The sequence below is a fragment of the Paraprevotella xylaniphila YIT 11841 genome, from assembly GCF_000205165.1.
In the GTDB taxonomy this organism is placed as follows: domain Bacteria; phylum Bacteroidota; class Bacteroidia; order Bacteroidales; family Bacteroidaceae; genus Paraprevotella; species Paraprevotella xylaniphila.
The window spans coordinates 194,589-213,519 of the sequence record NZ_GL883837.1 but is presented as its reverse complement, the minus strand read 5'-3'; the positions used below and the strand labels follow the sequence as shown (position 1 = coordinate 213,519).

Sequence of the window (18,931 nt, the reverse complement as noted above, 5' to 3'; positions counted from 1 at the left end):
AGGCTGCAAAGATACATAATAAAAAGGGAGAAGCAAACGTTTGCTTCTCCCTTTTTTCCGCAGAATAGATTTATTCTGGTTACTGGAGTGCGTCAGCTAATTCCGCACCAGCTTTGAATTTAGCTATTTTCTTGGCTGCAATGGTGATTTGCTCTTTCGTTCTGGGGTTAATACCCGTGCGGGCCGGTCTTTCACTTACGGAGAATGTTCCGAAACCTACAAGTGCAATTTTGTCACCCTTCTTTAATGCTTCAGAGATAGCACTGATTGTTGCGTCTAAAGCTTTCTTGGCATCTGTCTTGTTCAAGCCTGCGTTCTCTGCAATGGCGTTGATAAGTTCTGTTTTGTTCATTTGATGAAATAATTTAGTAGATAATAATTCGCTTATTTTGTATCCTATCATGCAAATGTATGTAAATTAGCCGTTAAAACAAACTTTTTCATTGAAAAAATATTTCTTTTTATGAAAAAGCACAAGCTTGAAGGGATTATTTTAAATGAAATGGAATAAAATTAGTATTTTTGCGGTCTCAATGAATAATGAAAATAGAGTGTGAATATGATGAATATGCCTCCCGTAACGAAGAATCTGATTATAATCAATCTTTTGTTCTTTTTGGCTAAATTGGTAGCAGTGCGCTATGGTGTGGATTTGGATAATTTGCTAGGACTACACTTCTTTTTAGCTCCTGATTTCAGCTTCTACCAGTTCTTTACGTATATGTTCATGCACGGTGGTGTCACGCATATCCTTTTTAATATGTTCGCCGTGTGGATGTTCGGTCGGGTGATGGAGTCTTATTGGGGCAGTCGCCGCTTCCTGCTTTATTATGTCGTGTGCGGCTTGGGTGCCGGTTTGGTTCAGGAAGGAGTGCAATATGTACAATATCTGTGGCAAGGCTTGGGAGCGTACGATACGGTTAATATCGGTTATACCGTGATTTCCATGGGCGACTATTTGAATCGTTGGACCACTATCGGAGCCTCTGGTGCAGTCTATGGAATTTTGTTGGCGTTCGGCATGTCGTTTCCTAATGAACGCCTGTTTATTTTTCCGCTTCCCGTACCTATTAAGGCCAAGTTTTTTGTGATTGGTTATGCCGCCATAGAGTTGCTTTCCGCTTTGGGGAACTCCGGTGACGGAGTCGCTCATTTCGCACATCTCGGAGGAATGATATTCGGGTTGCTGCTCATCTTGTATTGGCGTAGAAACAGCGGTGGAGGATACTATGGCAATCGCTCGTCTACTACGGAACGTCTAAAGAAATGGTTTGTTGGAGGACGGGGCCGGTTTTCTTCTTATCGGAAGCCTAAAATGAATGTCTCTATGGGGGCGCGAAAGGATGATTATGAGTATAACGCCCGTAAAAAGGCAGAGGCGGAAGAGATAGACCATATTTTAGAGAAGGTACGTAAATCCGGATACACAAGTTTGACAGAGGAAGAAAAACGTAAGTTGTTTGATGCCAGTCAGCGTTGAAGATGAATACATTGAAACGTATATTGATACAGCTGTCAATCGGTGCAAACATAATGGCGGCTTTCATGTTGTGGGCCTGCGGACTGAGTTCCGGATTGAATCCGGCGGTTCATTCCCATGTAGCCCTATTCGGGTTGGGATTTCCCCTGCTGTTGTTGCTTAATATCGCTTTTATCTTTTTTTGGCTGGTTTTTTCCATTCGTTACGTTTGGTTGCCTTTTGTCGGAATGTTGCTGTCTGTTTCCTATATATATGACTATTGTCCGGTGAATTGGCCTGAGAAGCGTCCGGAAGACGCGCTTAAATTGCTTACTTATAATACAGAGTTCCTTGCCCGGGGAGAGAAGGATGCGGAAGGACGGTACCCGATTTTGGATTATCTTGTGGCTTCTGAGGCCGACATTATTTGTCTTCAGGAAGGGGTGGCGCCTAAGAATCTTAAATCTGAGTATGTGGATAGCATCATGGCAAAGGCTGGTTATCATATTCGTCGTCTGCATGATGGAAAGGCTGAGCCTCAATTCGTCTATAGTCGTTTGCCTGTATTGTCCGTACATCGGATAGCCTATGAAAGTACGACCAATGGCAGTCTTGCCGTAGAATTATTATACGGTCAGGATACTGTATTGTTGGTGAATAACCATTTGGAGTCTTATAAGCTGACACCAGAGGATAAGATGAAATATAAGGAAATCATTAAAGATCCGGAGAGTGGGCATGCGGAAAGTAACTCCAGAGAACTGGTTCGGAAGATGGCCGGGGCGAGTCGTTTGCGCGGACCGCAGGTCGATTCGGTTTTGAACTATGTCGAAAAATCAGGGAGGAAGGCTGTGATTGTCTGCGGTGATTTGAATGACTCTCCCATATCTTATTCTTGCCATCGCCTGTCTTCCCGGCTGAAAAGTGCATTCCGTCAATCGGGTAACGGGCTAGGCTTGTCTTATAATCAGAAAGGGTTCTATTTTCGTATCGATCATATCTTCGTTTCCGACTATTGGCAGACATACGAGACGCATGTGGACAAGACGGCTCCGTGGTCCGACCATTATCCGATGATTACTTACTTGAAAAAACACAAAAAAGAGAATTAGGGCATAAATAAATCTGTTAACTTGCGGCGTTAATGTGAAAAAAACGTTATATTTGCGCCTTTGTAGTCTGATTAGCTATTAAATAATAACATCATAATAATAAATTAAAATGCAAAACAAAGGATTTGTTAAAGTTTTCGCTTTACTGTTGACCCTTGTGTGCGTGTTTTATTTATCTTTTTCATTTGTAACTACTTACCAAATGAATAAGGTGGATGAGATTACGAAAACGCAAGGAGAGGAAGTCGGCGCACATTATCTGGATTCCGTGATGAACAATCCGGTGTGGTTGGGCGCTTATTCGCTGAAAGACTGTCGCGAAATGGAGATTAGTCTGGGCTTGGACCTGAAAGGTGGTATGAATGTCATTCTGGAGGTGTCCGTTCCCGAAGTGGTAAAAGCTTTGGCCGACCATAAGGAAGATCCGGCATTCAACAAGGCGGTAGCGAAGGCTGCGGAAGGGGCTAAGAATAGCCAGAGTGATTTTATTACCTTATTTGTGAAAGAGTACAAAACATTGGCGCCGGATGGAAATTTGGCGGAATTGTTTGCTACACAGCAGTTGAAAGGTAAAGTAACGACCAAGAGTTCCGACTCTGAAGTAGAGAAAGTGCTACGTGCCGAAGTGCAGTCTGCCATCGACAATTCTTATAATGTGCTCCGTACGCGTATCGACCGTTTCGGTGTGGTACAGCCCAATATCCAGACATTGGAAGGACAGATGGGGCGTATTATGGTGGAGATGCCGGGTGTGAAAGAACCGGAACGTGTGCGTAAATTGTTGCAAGGTAGTGCAAATCTGGAGTTTTGGGAAACCTATAATACGGAAGAGATTATCCCATTCCTGGCTACATTGGATACACGTTTGGCGGCAGAGCATGCTGCGATTGCAGAAAACGATACGGTTAAGGCAGACACTACGGCAATGGCTGAATTGACACCGGCTGAAAAAGTGGACGCTACGGATTCTACGAAGAAAGCTCCTGTGAAGGATTTGGCTGCGGCTCTGAAGGGAAATAGCGGAACTCCGGCAGAGAAGGCTGGGGCTGCTGTGGACGAACAGGCTATGAAGAACCATCCTTTGGCTTCTGTGCTGCAATTGGCTCAAGGCCCTATGGGATGTGTAGTGGGTTATGCCAGTTGGCGTGATACGGCTACCGTCAATCGCTATATCACTTCTGCCGTGGCAAAAGAAGTCTTGCCCAGTGACCTGAAACTTTATTGGGGAGTGAAGCCTGTAGGTAGCGGTAATATGGGAGACATTTTCGAATTATATGCGATTAAAATTACGGAACGCAATGGTCGTGCACCTTTGGAAGGCGATGTCGTGACAGAAGCCAAGGATGATTACGAACAGAACGGCCGTCCGTGCGTAAGCATGACGATGAATTCCGATGGTGCCCGTCGTTGGGCTGCGTTGACCAAGAAAAATGTGAAGCGCGCTATCGCCATTGTGCTTGATGGGTATGTATATAGTGCTCCCACGGTGCAGAATGAGATCACCGGTGGTGTTTCCTCTATTACGGGACATTTCACGCTCGAAGATACGCGTGACCTTGCCAACGTGCTGAACACGGGTAAGATGCCGGCTCCTGCACATATCGTTTCAGAACAATTCGTAGGTCCTACGTTAGGACAAGAGTCCATCAATCAAGGTATCACTTCATTTGTGATAGCCTTTATCCTGTTGATGATTTACATGTGCGGCATGTATGGCCTTGTCCCGGGCATGGTGGCCAATGGGGCTTTGATTCTGAATTTCTTCTTTACGTTAGGCGTTTTGACTTCATTCCAGGCAGCCTTGACCATGTCCGGTATTGCCGGTATGGTGCTCTCTTTGGGTATGGCTGTGGATGCTAACGTCTTGATATATGAGCGTACTAAGGAAGAATTGCGTGCGGGAAAAGCTGTGAAACAAGCATTGTCGGATGGTTATTCCAATGCTTTCTCGGCCATTTTCGACTCCAATTTGACTTCTATCATTACGGGTATCATCTTGTATAATTTCGGAACAGGTCCTATCCGTGGATTTGCCACGACATTGATTATCGGTATCTTGGTGTCTTTCTTTACGGCTGTTTTCTTGACTCGTATTGTATACGAGCACTTCCTGAACAAAGACAAATGGATGAACTTGACGTTTACAACGACTCTTTCCCGTAAGTTCCTTCGTGACACCCATTACAAGTTCATGAGTGCTTACAAGAAATCTTTCTCTGTATTTGGTGTCTTATTGCTCATAGGTATCGCGTCACTGTTTGTCCGCGGTTTGAGTAAAGGCATTGATTTTACGGGTGGACGTAACTTTGTTGTCGTGTTCGAGAAGCAAGTGGAGCCGGAAACCGTACGTACGTTGTTGCAAAACAAGTTCGGGGATGCCAATATCCAGGTCATTGCCTTGGGTACTGACCATCAGACAGTACGTATATCTACGAACTACCGGATTGATGAGGAAGGCACGGACGTGGATTCTGAGATAGAGTCGACTTTGTTCGAAACGCTCAAAGGCGGTGGTTTGTTGTCTTCGGATTTGGATTTGCAGACTTTCATCAATCGTGACGAGCGTGCCGGAGGTTCCATTATCAGTTCGGAGAAGGTCGGTCCTTCCGTGGCTGAGGATATTACTTATGGTGCCATTGTCTCTGTGGTATTGGCATTGATTGCCATCTTCCTTTACATTTTGTTGCGTTTCCGCAATGTGGCTTTCTCGGTTGGGGCAGTTGTGGCCTTGACGGTAGATACCTTGTTGATTATCGGGGCGTATTCGATTTGTTGGGGATGGATGCCGTTCTCTTTGGAAATCGACCAGACTTTCATTGGTGCGGTCCTGACGGCTATCGGTTATTCTATTAATGACAAAGTGGTGGTATTCGACCGTATCCGCGAGTTCCTCCATCTGTATCCGAACCGTGACCGTCAGCGTTTGTTCAATGATTCTTTGAATACGACATTGACGCGTACCATCAATACTTCGTTGACCACGTTAGTCGTATTGTTGTGTATCTTCTTCTTGGGAGGGGATAGTATCCGCAGTTTTGCTTTTGCCATGATTCTCGGAGTGGTAATCGGAACCTGTTCTTCCATTTTCATGGCGGCTCCGGTAGCTTTCCTGACTATGGGGCAGCGCATCAAGGAGAACGATTCGGAAATGAAATAAAGAATTCGTTTATAAGTTGTTTGGATGCAGGGCAGGCTTAGGCTTGCCCTGTATTGTTTTGCACCCGGGCTGTCTTCAGTATATGATACTGGAGCATATCCGTCTGTTTTTGGTGCAAAGCTTTTTGGTAATGTTCCAGAAGAGCGGTTTCTTTGTCTTCAAAATAAAAGATGTGATATGATGGGATTAAAGAGTGTTTTGTTTTCCGGTATCCTTTTGTCCGCTATGGCGGTTGGTGTGCAGGCCAAGCCTGAAACCGGAAGCGGGTTGGACAAGTCTTTGTTGCCCCAACCGGTTTATTCCCCCGAACCGGGTTTTGTGGATTTGTATTGGGCCGCTTGGGACTTGGCCTGGGGACGTGTGAAGCATCAGGACGGGATTCCCCAGTCACCCTATATGGATGAGAACCTGTGGGATGACACGATTTGGATTTGGGATACCGAGTTCATGGTGCTTTTCTGCCGCTATGCGCCTTCGCTTTTTCCTGGCATACAGAGCTTGGATAACTTCTATAAGACGATATTGGACGGGGATTCGGTCTCTTTGAAGATTTGGCATCCGGACAACCCTCCCTTTTTCGCGTGGGTGGAATATGAATACTATAAGATGACAGGCGACAAAAGGCGTTTGGAATATGTGCTGGAAGACAACCGGTACTTGCAACGGCATTACCGTTGGTTTGAGGAACTGAAGAGGGGGGGCAGCCGTTTTTCCAAGATGCCGGTCATGTTGGAACGGAGGGAGAAAGGTTATTTGTGGGGCGACGTGCAGAGCGGTATGGACAATACTCCGCGTGGCCGGGGATGCGATGGGGAAATGCTGTGGATGGATGCCTTGGCCCAACAGGCCTTGGCGGCACTTTATATCGAAAGGATTGCCGAGGTCTTGGACGACCCATCTACGGCCAAGGAGTTTGCCGGGGAGTATGCCGTGAAGAAGGACTTGCTCAATAAGTATTATTGGGATGCGGAGGATGGTTTTTATTATGACATAGAGGAGGCCACGGGCGACTTTGTGAAAGTGCGGACACCGGCTGTGTATTGGGCTATGTTGGCAGAAGTCCCGGGACGGAAACAAGCGGCGCGTTTGGTGGAATATGCGCAGGACGAGAATGAGTTCGGCGGCCAATACCCTTGGCCATCCGTGTCGCGGAGTGATAAGGATTACAATGGGAAGGTTGGAGATTATTGGAGAGGTGGAGTGTGGTTGCCCTTGGCCTACATGTCAACCAAGGCACTTGAGACTTACGGTTATCATGATGTGGCACATGAGAATGCGTGCCGTTTGTTGGCGCAGATGTCTGAAACCTATAAGACTTTTGCGCCCCACTCCATTTGGGAATGTTATTCTCCGTCGGCAGCCCGTCCCGGACAGCGGGTGGACGGTGAGAACTTGACGTTGGTGGCGCAAGATTTTTGCGGATGGTCTGCCTTGGGGCCTATTTCTTTGTTTATTGAGAACGTGTTGGGATTTTATAATATAGATGCCACGGCTCGGCTCGTGGAATGGCATAAGACAGGTTGGGGCGAGCAAGGTATCCGGAATCTGAGGTTCGGCGATGTGCAGACTGACATCGTGGCAGACGGGGATACCGTACGCGTGGTGTCTGATAAGGAATATGTATTGAAAGTGAATGGGAAGAAGTACAGAGTGAAAGCCGGAACACAAACTTTTACCTTGAAATAGACCGTGTACCCCCGCCGGGAATCGAACCCGGATTGGCGGTTTAGGAAACCGTAGTTCTATCCATTGAACTACAGGGGCTCTTTCTACATTGCAAAGTTAACAGTTTCTGCTTAAAAAGTCGAATACTTGGGACAAAACTTTCATAAGGTAGAGGGAAAGGTTTGACCTTTCTCTCTTTGCATATTTATGCATTTCCCTATGCTTTTGCGAACTTTATGCTTTTGAAAAGTGAGGGAAGCACGATGAAATGCTATATAAATAAGCTTTTAGATTACGATTTTATAGTATAATCTGTATTCCGGAATGCTTTTAACAGCAAAATATTTTGTTTTTAAACATATCTTTGCGATATTTGCATTCCTAAGGTAGAAAGAATATACAGTAATCATATAAATGCTACAAAAAGTATGGCTGATAGATTAGAAGTAAAAGAGCTGGACCAGGTAGTGGTTCGTTTCTCTGGTGATTCCGGCGACGGTATGCAGTTGGCCGGGAATATTTTCTCTACGGTCTCGGCGACGGTAGGAAATGACATTTGTACGTTTCCCGATTATCCGGCTGATATCCGGGCTCCGCAGGGGTCGTTGACAGGAGTTTCCGGTTTTCAGGTACACATCGGTGCGGGGCGTGTGTACACGCCGGGCGACAAGTGTGATGTGTTGGTGGCGATGAATGCGGCAGCATTGAAGACCCAGTACAGATATGCCAAATCTACAGCATGTATTATTATCGACACCGATTGTTTTCAGGCCAAAGATTTGCAGAAGGCCGCTTTCACGACGGATAACCCGATAGAAGAGTTGGGCATCAAAAACGATGTGATTGCTGCCCCTATCACCCAGATGGTCAAAGCCTGTCTGGCAGACTCTGGCATGGACAACAAGGGCATATTGAAATGCCGTAACATGTTTGCGCTCGGACTGGTGTGTTGGTTGTTCAACCGCGACCTGGAGATTGCGTTCAACATGTTGCGTGAGAAATTTGCCAAAAAGCCTGCCGTGGCAGAAGCCAATATAAAGGTTATCCAAGCCGGATATGATTACGGGGCCAATACGCATGCCTCCGTGGCCCATACCTATAAGGTGGAATCCAAGACGAAAAAGCCCGGCAAGTATATGGACATCATGGGCAACAAGGCTACTGCATACGGGTTTATCGCTGCGGCAGAGAAGGCTGGCAAGCGGCTTTTCTTGGGTTCATATCCCATTACGCCGGCTACGGACGTGCTGCATGAATTGTCCAAACATAAAAGTCTGGGCGTGACCACGGTGCAGTGCGAGGATGAGATTGCCGGTTGTGCCTCTTCCATTGGCGCTTCCTTTGCCGGTGCATTGGCAGTGACTTCTACTTCGGGGCCTGGTGTATGTTTGAAATCGGAAGCCATGAACTTGGCCGTGATTACGGAATTGCCTTTGGTGGTACTGAATGTGCAGCGCGGAGGGCCGTCCACGGGTTTGCCCACGAAGAGCGAACAGACGGATTTGTTGCAAGCCCTTTTCGGACGTAACGGTGAATCGCCGATGCCGGTAATAGCCGCCACTTCGCCTACGAATTGTTTCGATGCGGCCTATTATGCCTCGAAGATGGCTTTGGAGCACATGACACCTGTGGTGTTGCTCACCGATGCCTTTGTGGCCAACGGTTCCGGTGCTTTCAAGTTGCCCGATTTGAACGATTATCCCGATATTTGCCCCCCTTACGTCACTCCGGAAATGGCTGGGAGCTACACGCCGTACATGCGTAATCCCGACACGCAAGTGCGTTACTGGGCCATACCCGGACAAGAGGGGTATATGCATATTCTTGGCGGGTTGGAGAAGGATGGCCGGACAGGAGCCATCAGCACTGATCCCGAGAACCACGACAAGATGTGCCGTTTGCGTGCAGAGAAAGTGGCCAAAATCCCGGTGCCCGATGTGGAGGTGCAGGGATGCGTGGACGATGCCGAACTGCTGATAGTGGGCTTTGGCGGTACTTACGGCCATTTGCATTCGGCCATGGATGAAATGGCGGCTGCAGGCAAGAAAGTGGCTTTGGCTCATTTCTCTTACCTGAACCCGTTGCCTGCCAATACGGCGGAAGTGCTGAAGCGGTATAAGAAAGTCGTGGTAGCCGAGCAGAACTTAGGGCAATTTGCCGCATATCTGCGTATGAAAGTAGACGGCTTCGTGCCTTATCAGTTCAATCAGGTGAAAGGCCAGCCTTTTGTCGTGAGCGAGTTGGTGGCAGCCTTTACCGAGATTTACAACAAATAGTCAAACTTAGAAGAATAAAAGAAAATGAGCGAATATACAGCAAAAGATTATAAGAAGGGGCAGCCGCGTTGGTGTCCCGGGTGTGGAGACCATTTCTTTTTGGCTTCTTTGCACAAGGCCATGGCCGAGATTGGAGTGCCGCCTTATGAAACAGCCGTGATTTCAGGTATCGGTTGCTCCAGCCGTTTGCCATATTATATGAATACGTATGCCATGCAGACGATTCACGGGCGTGCCGCAGCCATTGCTACCGGTTTCAAGGTGGCCAATCCGGATATCACCGTGTGGCAGATTTCCGGTGACGGTGACGGGTTGGCCATTGGCGGCAACCACTTCATCCATGCCATCCGTCGCAATGTGGACATCAATATGATTCTGCTGAACAATCGGATATACGGCCTTACGAAAGGGCAGTATTCTCCGACGTCTCCGAGAGGCTTCGTCAGCAAATCCTCTCCTTACGGGACGGTGGAAGACCCGTTCAATCCGGCTGAGTTGTGTTTCGGGGCGCGCGGTCACTTCTTTGCCCGTGCCGTGGCTACGGATGCCGCCGGGACAGTGGAAATCCTGAAGGCGGCACACGCCCATAAGGGAGCCGCCGTGTGCGAGATATTGCAAAATTGCGTGATATTCAACGACGGGACGCATGATGCCGTTTCGACCAAGGAAGGGCGTGCCAAGCATGCCATTTATCTGGAACACGGCCGGCCGATGTTGTTCGGAGAAAATAAGGAATTCGGCTTGATGCAGGAAGGTTTCGGGTTGAAGGTCGTGAAGATAGGAGAGAACGGCGTGACGGAAAAAGACATCCTCGTGCATGATGCGCATTGCCAGGACAACACCTTGCACTTGAAGTTGGCTCTGATGGAAGGGCCTGATTTCCCGGTGGCATTGGGCGTGATTCGTGATGTGGAAGCTCCGACATACGACGAGGCGGTCAACCGGCAGATAGAAGAAGTGAAAGGAAAGAAACCCTACCACAATTTTACGGAGCTGCTCTATACGAATGATATTTGGGAGGTGAAGGAGTAGGTTCCTGTCTGCCTCGCAATATAGACGATAGCGGCTGTCCCGGACACGAGGCGGCCGCTTTTTTGTGAAGATTTCTGCTGAAGACCTTTTAAAAAAGGAAAGACTTGAAAACCAATATTCTAAAGGTCTGAAATTAATCTGCGCCAAACGAAAAATCAATCTCAGGAGAATGAAAAATCATTCGCCTGAGATTGATTTTTCATTCTCCTGAGATTGGAAAAACAAGCTTTGCAATCTGTGTAACGTTGTGTTTTTTGTGCGTTTAAAGTTTTCCGCCGTAGGCCAAATCGCCGGCATCGCCCAATCCCGGGACGATGTACATGTGGTCGTTCAGTTCCGGGTCGATGGCCCCGCACCATAAGGTGTAGTCCGTGTCTTTGAATGTTTCCGTCAGGTAGTCCACACCCTTCCGGCTGGCTATCGCGCTGCATAAGTGCACTTTTCCCGGTATGCCTTTGGTCTCGAATGCCTTCAGCCCCAGTTCCATGCTGCCGCCGGTAGCCAGCATGGGGTCGGCAATGATAAGTGTTTTGCCGTTCAGGTCCGGTGTGGCCAGATATTCGATATGTATGCCCACTTCATGGCATTCTTTGTCTTTGTAGAAACGGTAGGCCGACACGAATGCGTTGTCGGCCTCCTCGAACACATTCAGGAAGCCTTGATGGAAAGGAAGGCCGGCCCGGAAGATGGTGCCCAGTACAATCGGGTCGTTGTACAATTGCGTAGATGCCGTGCCCAATGGGGTTTGTATGTCTTTGGTGGAATAATCCAACGTCTTGCTGATTTCATACGCCATGACTTCCCCGATTCTTTCCAAGTTGCGGCGGAACCGTGCCCTGTCTTTCTGTATGCACACGTCCCGGAGTTCCGACATGTATCTGTTGACAACCGTTTGGTGTTCTGCAAAGTTAATCACTTTCATATTTGGATGGATTTAAATATACTTGAGAGCAAAAGTAACAAAAACTTCTTGAAAATGTAAACTCCGTGTAGCAAATATAGCTGTGCTTCTTAGGTTTTGGGAAATTTAACGGAAGAATGTTTTTGAATTAAGAAAAATAATAAGCCGAAAGTTTCAGATGCACGCATTTCTTTGTAATTTTGTCAGCGCAAAAAGGAAGCTTTTTTATAGTGAATTGATTTCTAACCAAATATTATTTTAGAAAATGGCAAATTTAGATTTGAGTAAGTACGGTATTACCGGTACTGTAGAGGTTCTCCACAATCCGTCATACGACGTGTTGTTCCAGGAAGAAACCAAAGCTGGTTTGGAAGGTTTTGAGAAAGGTCAGGTAACGGAATTGGGTGCTGTGAATGTGATGACGGGTATTTATACCGGTCGTTCTCCCAAGGACAAGTTTATCGTAAAAGATGCTACTTCTGAGAACACCGTATGGTGGACTTCTGAAGAATATAAGAATGACAACAAGCCTGTAACGACAGAGGCTTGGAATGTGTTGAAGGATTTGGCTGTGAAGGAGCTTTCAAATAAGAAATTGTTCGTTGTCGACGGCTTCTGCGGCGCTAACAAGGCTACTTGCCTGAAGGTGCGTTTCATCATGGAAGTGGCATGGCAGGCTCATTTCGTAACGAACATGTTCATCCGCGCCACGGAAGAAGATTTGAAGGATTTCGAACCAGACTTTGTGGTTTACAATGCTTCTAAGGCTAAGGTTGAAAACTACAAGGAATTGGGCTTGAACTCAGAAACAGCCGTGGTCTTCAACTTGACTTCAAAAGAGCAAGTCATCATCAACACTTGGTACGGTGGTGAAATGAAGAAGGGTATGTTCTCCATGATGAACTACTTCAATCCTTTGCGCGGTATCGCTTCTATGCACTGCTCTGCCAACACTAGCATGGACGGTACGAGCTCTGCTATCTTCTTCGGTTTGTCCGGTACCGGTAAGACGACTTTGTCTACCGACCCGAAACGTAAGCTGATTGGTGACGACGAGCACGGATGGGATGACGAGGGCGTATTCAACTACGAAGGCGGTTGCTATGCCAAAGTCATCAATTTGGACAAAGAATCCGAACCCGATATCTACAAGGCTATCAAACGTGACGCTTTGTTGGAGAATGTAACGGTAGATGCTAACGGCAAGATTGATTTTGCAGATAAGAGCGTAACGGAAAATACACGTGTATCTTATCCTATTTACCACATCGAAAATATCGTGAAGCCTATTTCCAAGGGTCCTCACGCAAAGCAGGTAATCTTCCTGTCGGCTGATGCCTTCGGTGTATTGCCTCCCGTTTCTATCTTGAACGACCAACAGGCTCAATACTACTTCTTGTCTGGTTTTACTGCCAAGTTGGCCGGTACGGAACGTGGTATCACTGAACCGACTCCGACGTTCTCTGCTTGTTTCGGAGCTGCTTTCTTGAGCTTGCATCCTACGAAATATGCTGAAGAGCTCGTGAAGAAGATGAACAAGGTGGGTGCTAAGGCATACCTGGTGAACACGGGTTGGAACGGTACGGGCAAGCGCATTTCCATCCGCGATACCCGTGGTATCATCGATGCCATCTTGGACGGTTCTATCGACAAGGCTCCCACGAAGACTATTCCTTACTTCGATTTCGTTGTTCCTACGGAGTTGCCGGGTGTTGATTCGAAGATCCTCGATCCTCGTGACACTTACGCTGACGCTGCAGAGTGGACGAAGAAGGCCGAGGATTTGGCAGCCCGCTTCATCAAGAACTTTGCGAAGTTCACGGGTAACGAAGCCGGCAAGGCTTTGGTTGTAGCAGGTCCGAAGTTGTAATTTTACAGTAACGCTTAACATAGAAAGTCTGCCTGAATATTCTGGGCAGACTTTTTTATTTTGCACGCGAGTGTTATAAGAACGGAAAAAATGTGAAAATTCGTACGGTTTTCCCAGGATGTTTTTTTTAACTCTTTCTACTTTTCCTATCTTTGCGCTTTAAACTTTATTTTTTATGGTGAAGAAAATAAGCTCATTGCTGTTATTATGGATCATGGTCTTGCCGCTTTGGGCACAGTTTCACGATCCGGTAAGTTTTTCTGTTTCCCAAAAGAAACTATCTGAATCTGAATTCGAGATTGTTTTTACCGGAAAGGCGGAAGCGGGTTGGCATGTTTATTCTACGGACATTCCGGATGGCGGCCCGACTCCGGCAACTATTAATTTCGATGAACAGAAAGGTGTGGAGCCGGCAGGTAAGCTGACGGCACGTGGAAAAGTGCATAAGGCATATGACAATCTTTTCGGGATGGAAGTCAGCTATATGGAGAATACGGCTGTTTTCGTGCAGAAAATGCGTATTACGGACGCTACTTATTCCGTGAAAGGGTATCTGAACTATGGGGCTTGTAACGATGAGAATTGCATGCCTCCGACTAATGTGGAGTTTGCTTTCTCCGGAAGCGGAAAGCCTGCGGCCGGAAATGCTGTGGCAGAGCCTCAGAAACAGAAAGAGAAAGTTGCGGACGCATCGGTGGTGGAGAAGGAGGAAAAAACAGATGCGCCTGTCATCGGTGGGATTGATACGGTTGCCACGGGCTTGTCCGTGGCGGACTCCGTGCCTTCTGCAGTGGCCGGTGGTAATGCCGTTGTGGCGGCAAGCGATTATTGGACACCTGTCATTGATGAGTTGGCTGCTTTCGGTGAAGACGCCTCCAATGCAGCCGACCAGGCTTGGTGGAAGATATTCCTGTTGGGATTCCTTGGTGGCTTGGTCGCTTTGCTTACCCCTTGTGTATGGCCGATTATCCCGATGACCGTGAGTTTCTTCCTGAAACGTTCGGGAGACAAACGCAAAGGTATCCGCGATGCGGCGACGTATGGCGTGAGCATAGTGGTCATTTATGTGCTTTTGGGCTTAGTGATTACCGGTATTTTCGGTGCCAGTGCCTTGAATGCCCTGTCCACGAATGCGGTATTCAACATCTTCTTCTGCCTGATGTTGTTGGTGTTTGCCGCCAGTTTCTTCGGTGCTTTTGAAATTACGTTGCCTTCTTCATGGAGTAATGCGGTAGACAGTAAGGCCGAATCTACAACAGGCTTGTTGAGCATTTTCCTGATGGCTTTTACCCTTGCTTTGGTTTCTTTTTCCTGTACGGGGCCGATTATCGGTTTCCTGTTGGTAGAAGTGTCCACGTCGGGCAGTATCCTTGCCCCGACCGTCGGCATGTTGGGTTTTGCCATTGCCTTGGCTTTGCCTTTCACGTTGTTTGCCATGTTCCCGGCCTGGCTGAAGACGATGCCGAAATCCGGTAATTGGATGAATTGTGTGAAGGTGACGCTCGGTTTCTTGGAATTGGCTTTTGCCTTGAAGTTCCTGTCGGTGGCCGATTTGGCCTACGGATGGCATATCCTCGACCGTGAGGCTTTCCTGAGTCTGTGGATAGTGATTTTTGCTTTGTTGGGTGCTTATCTTATAGGTTGGTTGCGTTTCCCGCATGATGAAGACGAATATGACGAGTCTGGTAATGTAGTGGTCAATCACCGTACTTCGGTCACCCGTTTCTTCATGGCTTTGGTTTCCTTCGCTTTTGCCATCTACATGGTGCCCGGTTTGTGGGGAGCACCGCTGAAGGCTATCAGTGCCTTTTCGCCTCCGATGAACACGCAAGACTTCAACCTTTATGAGAACGAGGTGAAAGCCCAGTTCATGGATTATGATGCCGGGATGGAATATGCGCGCCAGCAAGGTAAGCCCGTGATGATAGACTTTACCGGATATGGTTGCGTGAATTGCCGCAAGATGGAGTTGGCTGTGTGGGCCGACCAGAAGGTGGCGGATATCATGCAGAATGATTACGTGCTGATCACGCTGTATGTGGATGAAAAGACTAAGTTGCCGGAACCTATCAAGGTGACTGAGAACGGGCAGGAACGTACTTTGCGTACGGTAGGTGACAAATGGAGCTACCTGCAGCGCAGTAAGTTCGGGGCCAATGCCCAACCGTTCTATGTGTTGCTCGACAATGAAGGCAAACCGTTGAACAAGTCATATTCGTACGACGAGGATGTCAACAAATATATAGATTTCTTGCAGACTGGTTTGAGGAATTATAAGAACAAGTAATTCTTGTATTGGGAATATCAGGGGATGTATCAGATGAAAATGGTACATCCCTATTTTTTATGGTTGGTTTTTAACGTTATTTTTCATCGGAATGAGCAAGGATTTGGTCGGTTCGCAGTTTGATAAATAGAATGTCGGATTTTTAAATTGGATGAAAAATGAAGAAAGTACATGTCTTATGGTTGTTGGCCTTCCTGTTATTGGCTCCGGTTTTGTTTCAGTCTTGTTCGGATGACGATGGTGAGGTTTATGTATGGTATCCTTATCTCAGTCCGAATGCTTTGGTGACGGTCAAGGGCGGTACGGATTCCTGTTTCTTGCAGTTGGATGATGAGACAACGCTTTGGCCAGTCAACCTGTCTTCTTCCCCTTTCGGAGAAAAGGAGGTGCGGGCTTTGGTGCATTTTACGGACGTAGACGAAGACAGGCATTCCCGTGCGCGTGCAGTCTATGTAAACTGGATGGACAGCATCCTGACGAAAAAAACGGTTCCGGATGCTGCTTTGGTGAACGATTCGCTATACGGGAATGACCCTGTGGAGATAGTAGACGATTGGGTGACTGTGGCGGAAGACGGTTATCTGACTCTGCGTTTCTCTACTTTGTGGGGCAGCAGGGGGATTCCCCATAAGGTGAATTTATTGACCGGGGGCAATCCGGAGAATCCCTATGAGGTGGAGTTTCGTCACGATGCTTGCGGGGATGCGGGGAGTTGGCGGAGCGATGCGCTAGTGGCCTTTGATTTAGGGAAGCTTCCCGATACGGGAGGGCGCACGGTCAAGCTGACGTTGGTTTGGCGGTCGTTCCGGGGAAGGAGGACGGCAGAGTTTGATTATTGTACCCGTAAAAAGACAGGAAACGTGGCAAAACAAATAGAACAAATGCAAAGAGGAGGTGCGTTACGATAGTATTAGGGGACAGATAACCGTTCGTTCAGCATGACGCGTATCGGAGACGAAGGCGAACAGGATTTGGTTCGAGGTATACAGCGGGGCGACCGTGTAGCGATGAAATTATTATATTGTCGCTATGCAGGTTGCCTCACAGCCGTGTGTTCCCGTTATGTGGCTTGTATGGACGATGTGAGAGATGTCCTTCAGGATTGTTTCGTGAAGATATTCACTTCCATTCACGGTTTCGAGTGGAGGGGTGAAGGTTCTCTCCGGGGATGGATGGTACGTATTGTGGTGAACGAGTCATTGAAATTCTTGAAGCGCGACCGGCAGTTGGAATCCCTTGGCGACGGATGGGACGTACCGGACACGGTCGAGGATGAGCCGGATGCGGGGGACATTCCGTCTGAAGTTCTTCAGGAAATGATTTGCCGTTTACCGGCAGGGTATAGGGCTGTTTTCAATTTGTATGTGTTCGAAAGGAAGAGCCATAAGGAGATTGCCGCGATGCTGAATATAAAAGAGAGTACATCGGCTTCGCAACTGCATCGGGCAAAGGCGGTGTTGGCAAAGGAAGTTCAAAGATATAAAGCTCAGGTCAATGGAAGATAAATGGTTGAATGAATGGCAAAAGAAACTGGACGGTTACGAGGTCACCCCTCCCGACGGGCTGTGGGACGGGATAAACAAGGCTTTGGAAGAGCAACGCCTGTCCGTCTCCTCCTCTCGTGGGAGGAGTACCGTATGGCTGCGCTTGGCCGGGATTGCGGCAGCGTTGGCGATAGTTGTGCCTTTGGGAAGGAATGTGTGTCAGCCGGTTTTTATGTCTTTTGCAGACAATCGCATTCCAACCGAAGGCGTTCTTCTTGGGCCGACGGATGCCTTTTGGGCAAAAGTGCAGCGCGTGGAAAAGGAACCATGCCGTCGTAAACCGTCCGGGAAAGATATAGTGGCTTGCGACCGGCCTGCCGTATCGGAAGAAGGTTGGAAGGCTTTAGCTGAAGAGAGAAAAGAACTTTTGGCTGAAAGAGAAAAAACGATTCCTGAAGATAGCCATGGAAATTCGGGAAAGCCTTATCCAGATGGAATAGGCCGTTATCCTGAGTTGGTTCCAAACGTCGGAAAGGTCAAGAAAGAAAGGTCGCATTGGTTGGCTGTGAGTCTTTTTGCATCCAATACTCCAGGAAAATCGGTAATGAATTATGGGAACGGAGGAGTTGTCCTGATGGGAACTATCCCCTCTTGGGGACACCCCGAGGCGATGGAATGTGGAAAATTTCCGGTGACGGCCATAAGGTCTGCCCATCGGTATGTGGATGGCGTTGTCCCGATGAAACACAAGCAGCCCGTCAGGTTCGGCGTGTCTGCCTGTTATGCCGTAAACGAAAGGTTCGGTATAGAAAGCGGCCTTTCTTATACTTATCTTTCGTCAAGTCTTTCTTCTTCTGGAGAAGATTATAGTTATGAGGTCCGGCAATCCCTGCAATACGTAGGGATTCCCTTGAACTTTAAGGCCAGTTTGTGGAAGAAACGGTGGATGGATTTGTATCTGTCGGCCGGAGGAATGGCCGAGAAGTGCGTGGATGGAGATACGGAAACGGATTATACGTGGAAAGGTCGGATAAAGTCATCTACACATAAGGATGTACGGGAAAAACCTTGGCAATATTCTGTAAATGCAGCCGCCGGGATGCAGCTTAACTTGTCGTCAGTGGTAGGTTTGTATGTGGAGCCGGGAGTGAGCTACTATTTTGATAATGGAAGTTCTGTTTCCAATATCTATAAGGAGAAACCATTGAATTTTAATTTGGAATTCGGGCTTAGGTTTTCTTTCGGTTTGTGACATAAGGCTTGTCCTTTCCGAAGACCTGATTTGATCCTGTTGCATACATGTTTTTTATTTTGGGAAACTTTTGGCTTTTTCATTTTGGTAAATTGTATTTATAATCTAATGATTATAAGTATTTTAATTGTTTTGTGGATTGTAAAATCTGGAAACTTTAAAATAAAAACAGCGGGAACACTTGCACGAAAAAAGGAAAAGGTGTACCTTTGCCGTTGTTCAGGTGCCCTGTTTGCCAGTCGGCCGACAGGGTGAAAAGGGAACGGGGTGAGAGTCCCCGACAGACCCGCTGCTGTGAACTCTTTTATACGTTTCATGACATGCTGCATCCACTGTTTCGTCGGGCGAAGCGGGAAGGACATGAAACGCGAGTAAGTCAGAAGACCTGCCTGTGACATAGCCGTACGGACTCCGGGGACAAGGGGATGACGGTGGG

At 47.5% G+C, this 18,931-nt stretch carries 13 protein-coding genes, 1 tRNA gene and 1 riboswitch; of the genes, 11 read left to right on the top strand and 3 right to left on the bottom strand.

Annotated elements, in window-relative coordinates; all coding sequences use genetic code 11:
- Positions 1-79 precede the first annotated feature (79 nt).
- Complete coding sequence (locus HMPREF9442_RS06435; RefSeq protein ID WP_040602739.1) at positions 80-352, bottom strand: HU family DNA-binding protein; 273 nt, start codon at positions 350-352, stop codon at positions 80-82.
- A gap of 207 nt (positions 353-559) precedes the next feature.
- Between HMPREF9442_RS06435 and HMPREF9442_RS06430 the strand changes: the two genes are divergently transcribed.
- From HMPREF9442_RS06430 to HMPREF9442_RS06415, 4 genes are all read left to right on the top strand, one after another.
- Complete coding sequence (locus HMPREF9442_RS06430; RefSeq protein WP_008626603.1) at positions 560-1,480, top strand: rhomboid family intramembrane serine protease; 921 nt, start codon at positions 560-562, stop codon at positions 1,478-1,480.
- A 2-nt stretch (positions 1,481-1,482) separates the two neighbouring features.
- Positions 1,483-2,571 (top strand): endonuclease/exonuclease/phosphatase family protein, encoded by a 1,089-nt coding sequence (locus HMPREF9442_RS06425; protein WP_008626602.1) that lies wholly within the window; start codon positions 1,483-1,485, stop codon positions 2,569-2,571.
- Positions 2,572-2,680: 109 nt separating this feature from the next.
- Positions 2,681-5,728: a protein translocase subunit SecDF gene (gene secDF, locus HMPREF9442_RS06420; RefSeq protein WP_008626601.1), complete on the top strand. Its 3,048-nt coding sequence runs from the start codon at positions 2,681-2,683 to the stop codon at positions 5,726-5,728.
- A gap of 177 nt (positions 5,729-5,905) precedes the next feature.
- Positions 5,906-7,414 (top strand): MGH1-like glycoside hydrolase domain-containing protein, encoded by a 1,509-nt coding sequence (locus HMPREF9442_RS06415; protein ID WP_232038413.1) that lies wholly within the window; start codon positions 5,906-5,908, stop codon positions 7,412-7,414.
- Between the two features lie 6 nt (positions 7,415-7,420).
- On the opposite strand, the gene HMPREF9442_RS06410 is transcribed toward HMPREF9442_RS06415, so the two are convergent.
- Positions 7,421-7,492 (bottom strand) — tRNA-Arg (locus HMPREF9442_RS06410).
- Between the two features lie 329 nt (positions 7,493-7,821).
- On the opposite strand from HMPREF9442_RS06410, the gene HMPREF9442_RS06405 reads away from it, so the two are divergent.
- The gene (locus tag HMPREF9442_RS06405; protein WP_008626599.1) at positions 7,822-9,669 is read left to right on the top strand and encodes a 2-oxoacid:acceptor oxidoreductase subunit alpha; all 1,848 of its coding nucleotides are present in this window, start codon (positions 7,822-7,824) and stop codon (positions 9,667-9,669) included.
- A 24-nt stretch (positions 9,670-9,693) separates the two neighbouring features.
- Positions 9,694-10,701: a 2-oxoacid:ferredoxin oxidoreductase subunit beta gene (locus HMPREF9442_RS06400; protein WP_008626598.1), complete on the top strand. Its 1,008-nt coding sequence runs from the start codon at positions 9,694-9,696 to the stop codon at positions 10,699-10,701.
- A 262-nt stretch (positions 10,702-10,963) separates the two neighbouring features.
- Here HMPREF9442_RS06400 and upp read toward each other — a convergent pair whose 3' ends face one another.
- Entirely contained in the window at positions 10,964-11,623 is a 660-nt protein-coding gene (upp, locus tag HMPREF9442_RS06395) for a uracil phosphoribosyltransferase (RefSeq protein ID WP_008626593.1), read from the bottom strand.
- 244 nt (positions 11,624-11,867) lie between these two features.
- On the opposite strand from upp, the gene pckA reads away from it, so the two are divergent.
- From pckA to HMPREF9442_RS06370, 5 genes are all read left to right on the top strand, one after another.
- A complete protein-coding gene (gene pckA / locus HMPREF9442_RS06390) occupies positions 11,868-13,472 on the top strand; it encodes a phosphoenolpyruvate carboxykinase (ATP) (protein WP_008626591.1) in 1,605 nt (534 codons plus the stop codon).
- Positions 13,473-13,647: 175 nt separating this feature from the next.
- Positions 13,648-15,759 (top strand): protein-disulfide reductase DsbD family protein, encoded by a 2,112-nt coding sequence (locus HMPREF9442_RS06385; RefSeq protein ID WP_008626590.1) that lies wholly within the window; start codon positions 13,648-13,650, stop codon positions 15,757-15,759.
- A gap of 158 nt (positions 15,760-15,917) precedes the next feature.
- Positions 15,918-16,667, top strand: a complete 750-nt coding sequence (locus tag HMPREF9442_RS06380; RefSeq protein WP_008626586.1) for a NigD1/NigD2 family lipoprotein — start codon at positions 15,918-15,920, stop codon at positions 16,665-16,667.
- A 30-nt stretch (positions 16,668-16,697) separates the two neighbouring features.
- Positions 16,698-17,264, top strand: a complete 567-nt coding sequence (locus HMPREF9442_RS06375; RefSeq protein WP_008626584.1) for an RNA polymerase sigma factor — start codon at positions 16,698-16,700, stop codon at positions 17,262-17,264.
- Complete coding sequence (locus HMPREF9442_RS06370) at positions 17,254-18,495, top strand: putative outer membrane beta-barrel protein (RefSeq protein WP_008626582.1); 1,242 nt, start codon at positions 17,254-17,256, stop codon at positions 18,493-18,495. Before HMPREF9442_RS06375 ends, HMPREF9442_RS06370 begins: the two co-directional genes overlap by 11 nt.
- Positions 18,496-18,699: 204 nt before the next feature.
- A riboswitch (cobalamin riboswitch) is annotated at positions 18,700-18,902 on the top strand.
- The last annotated feature ends 29 nt before the right edge of the window (positions 18,903-18,931 follow it).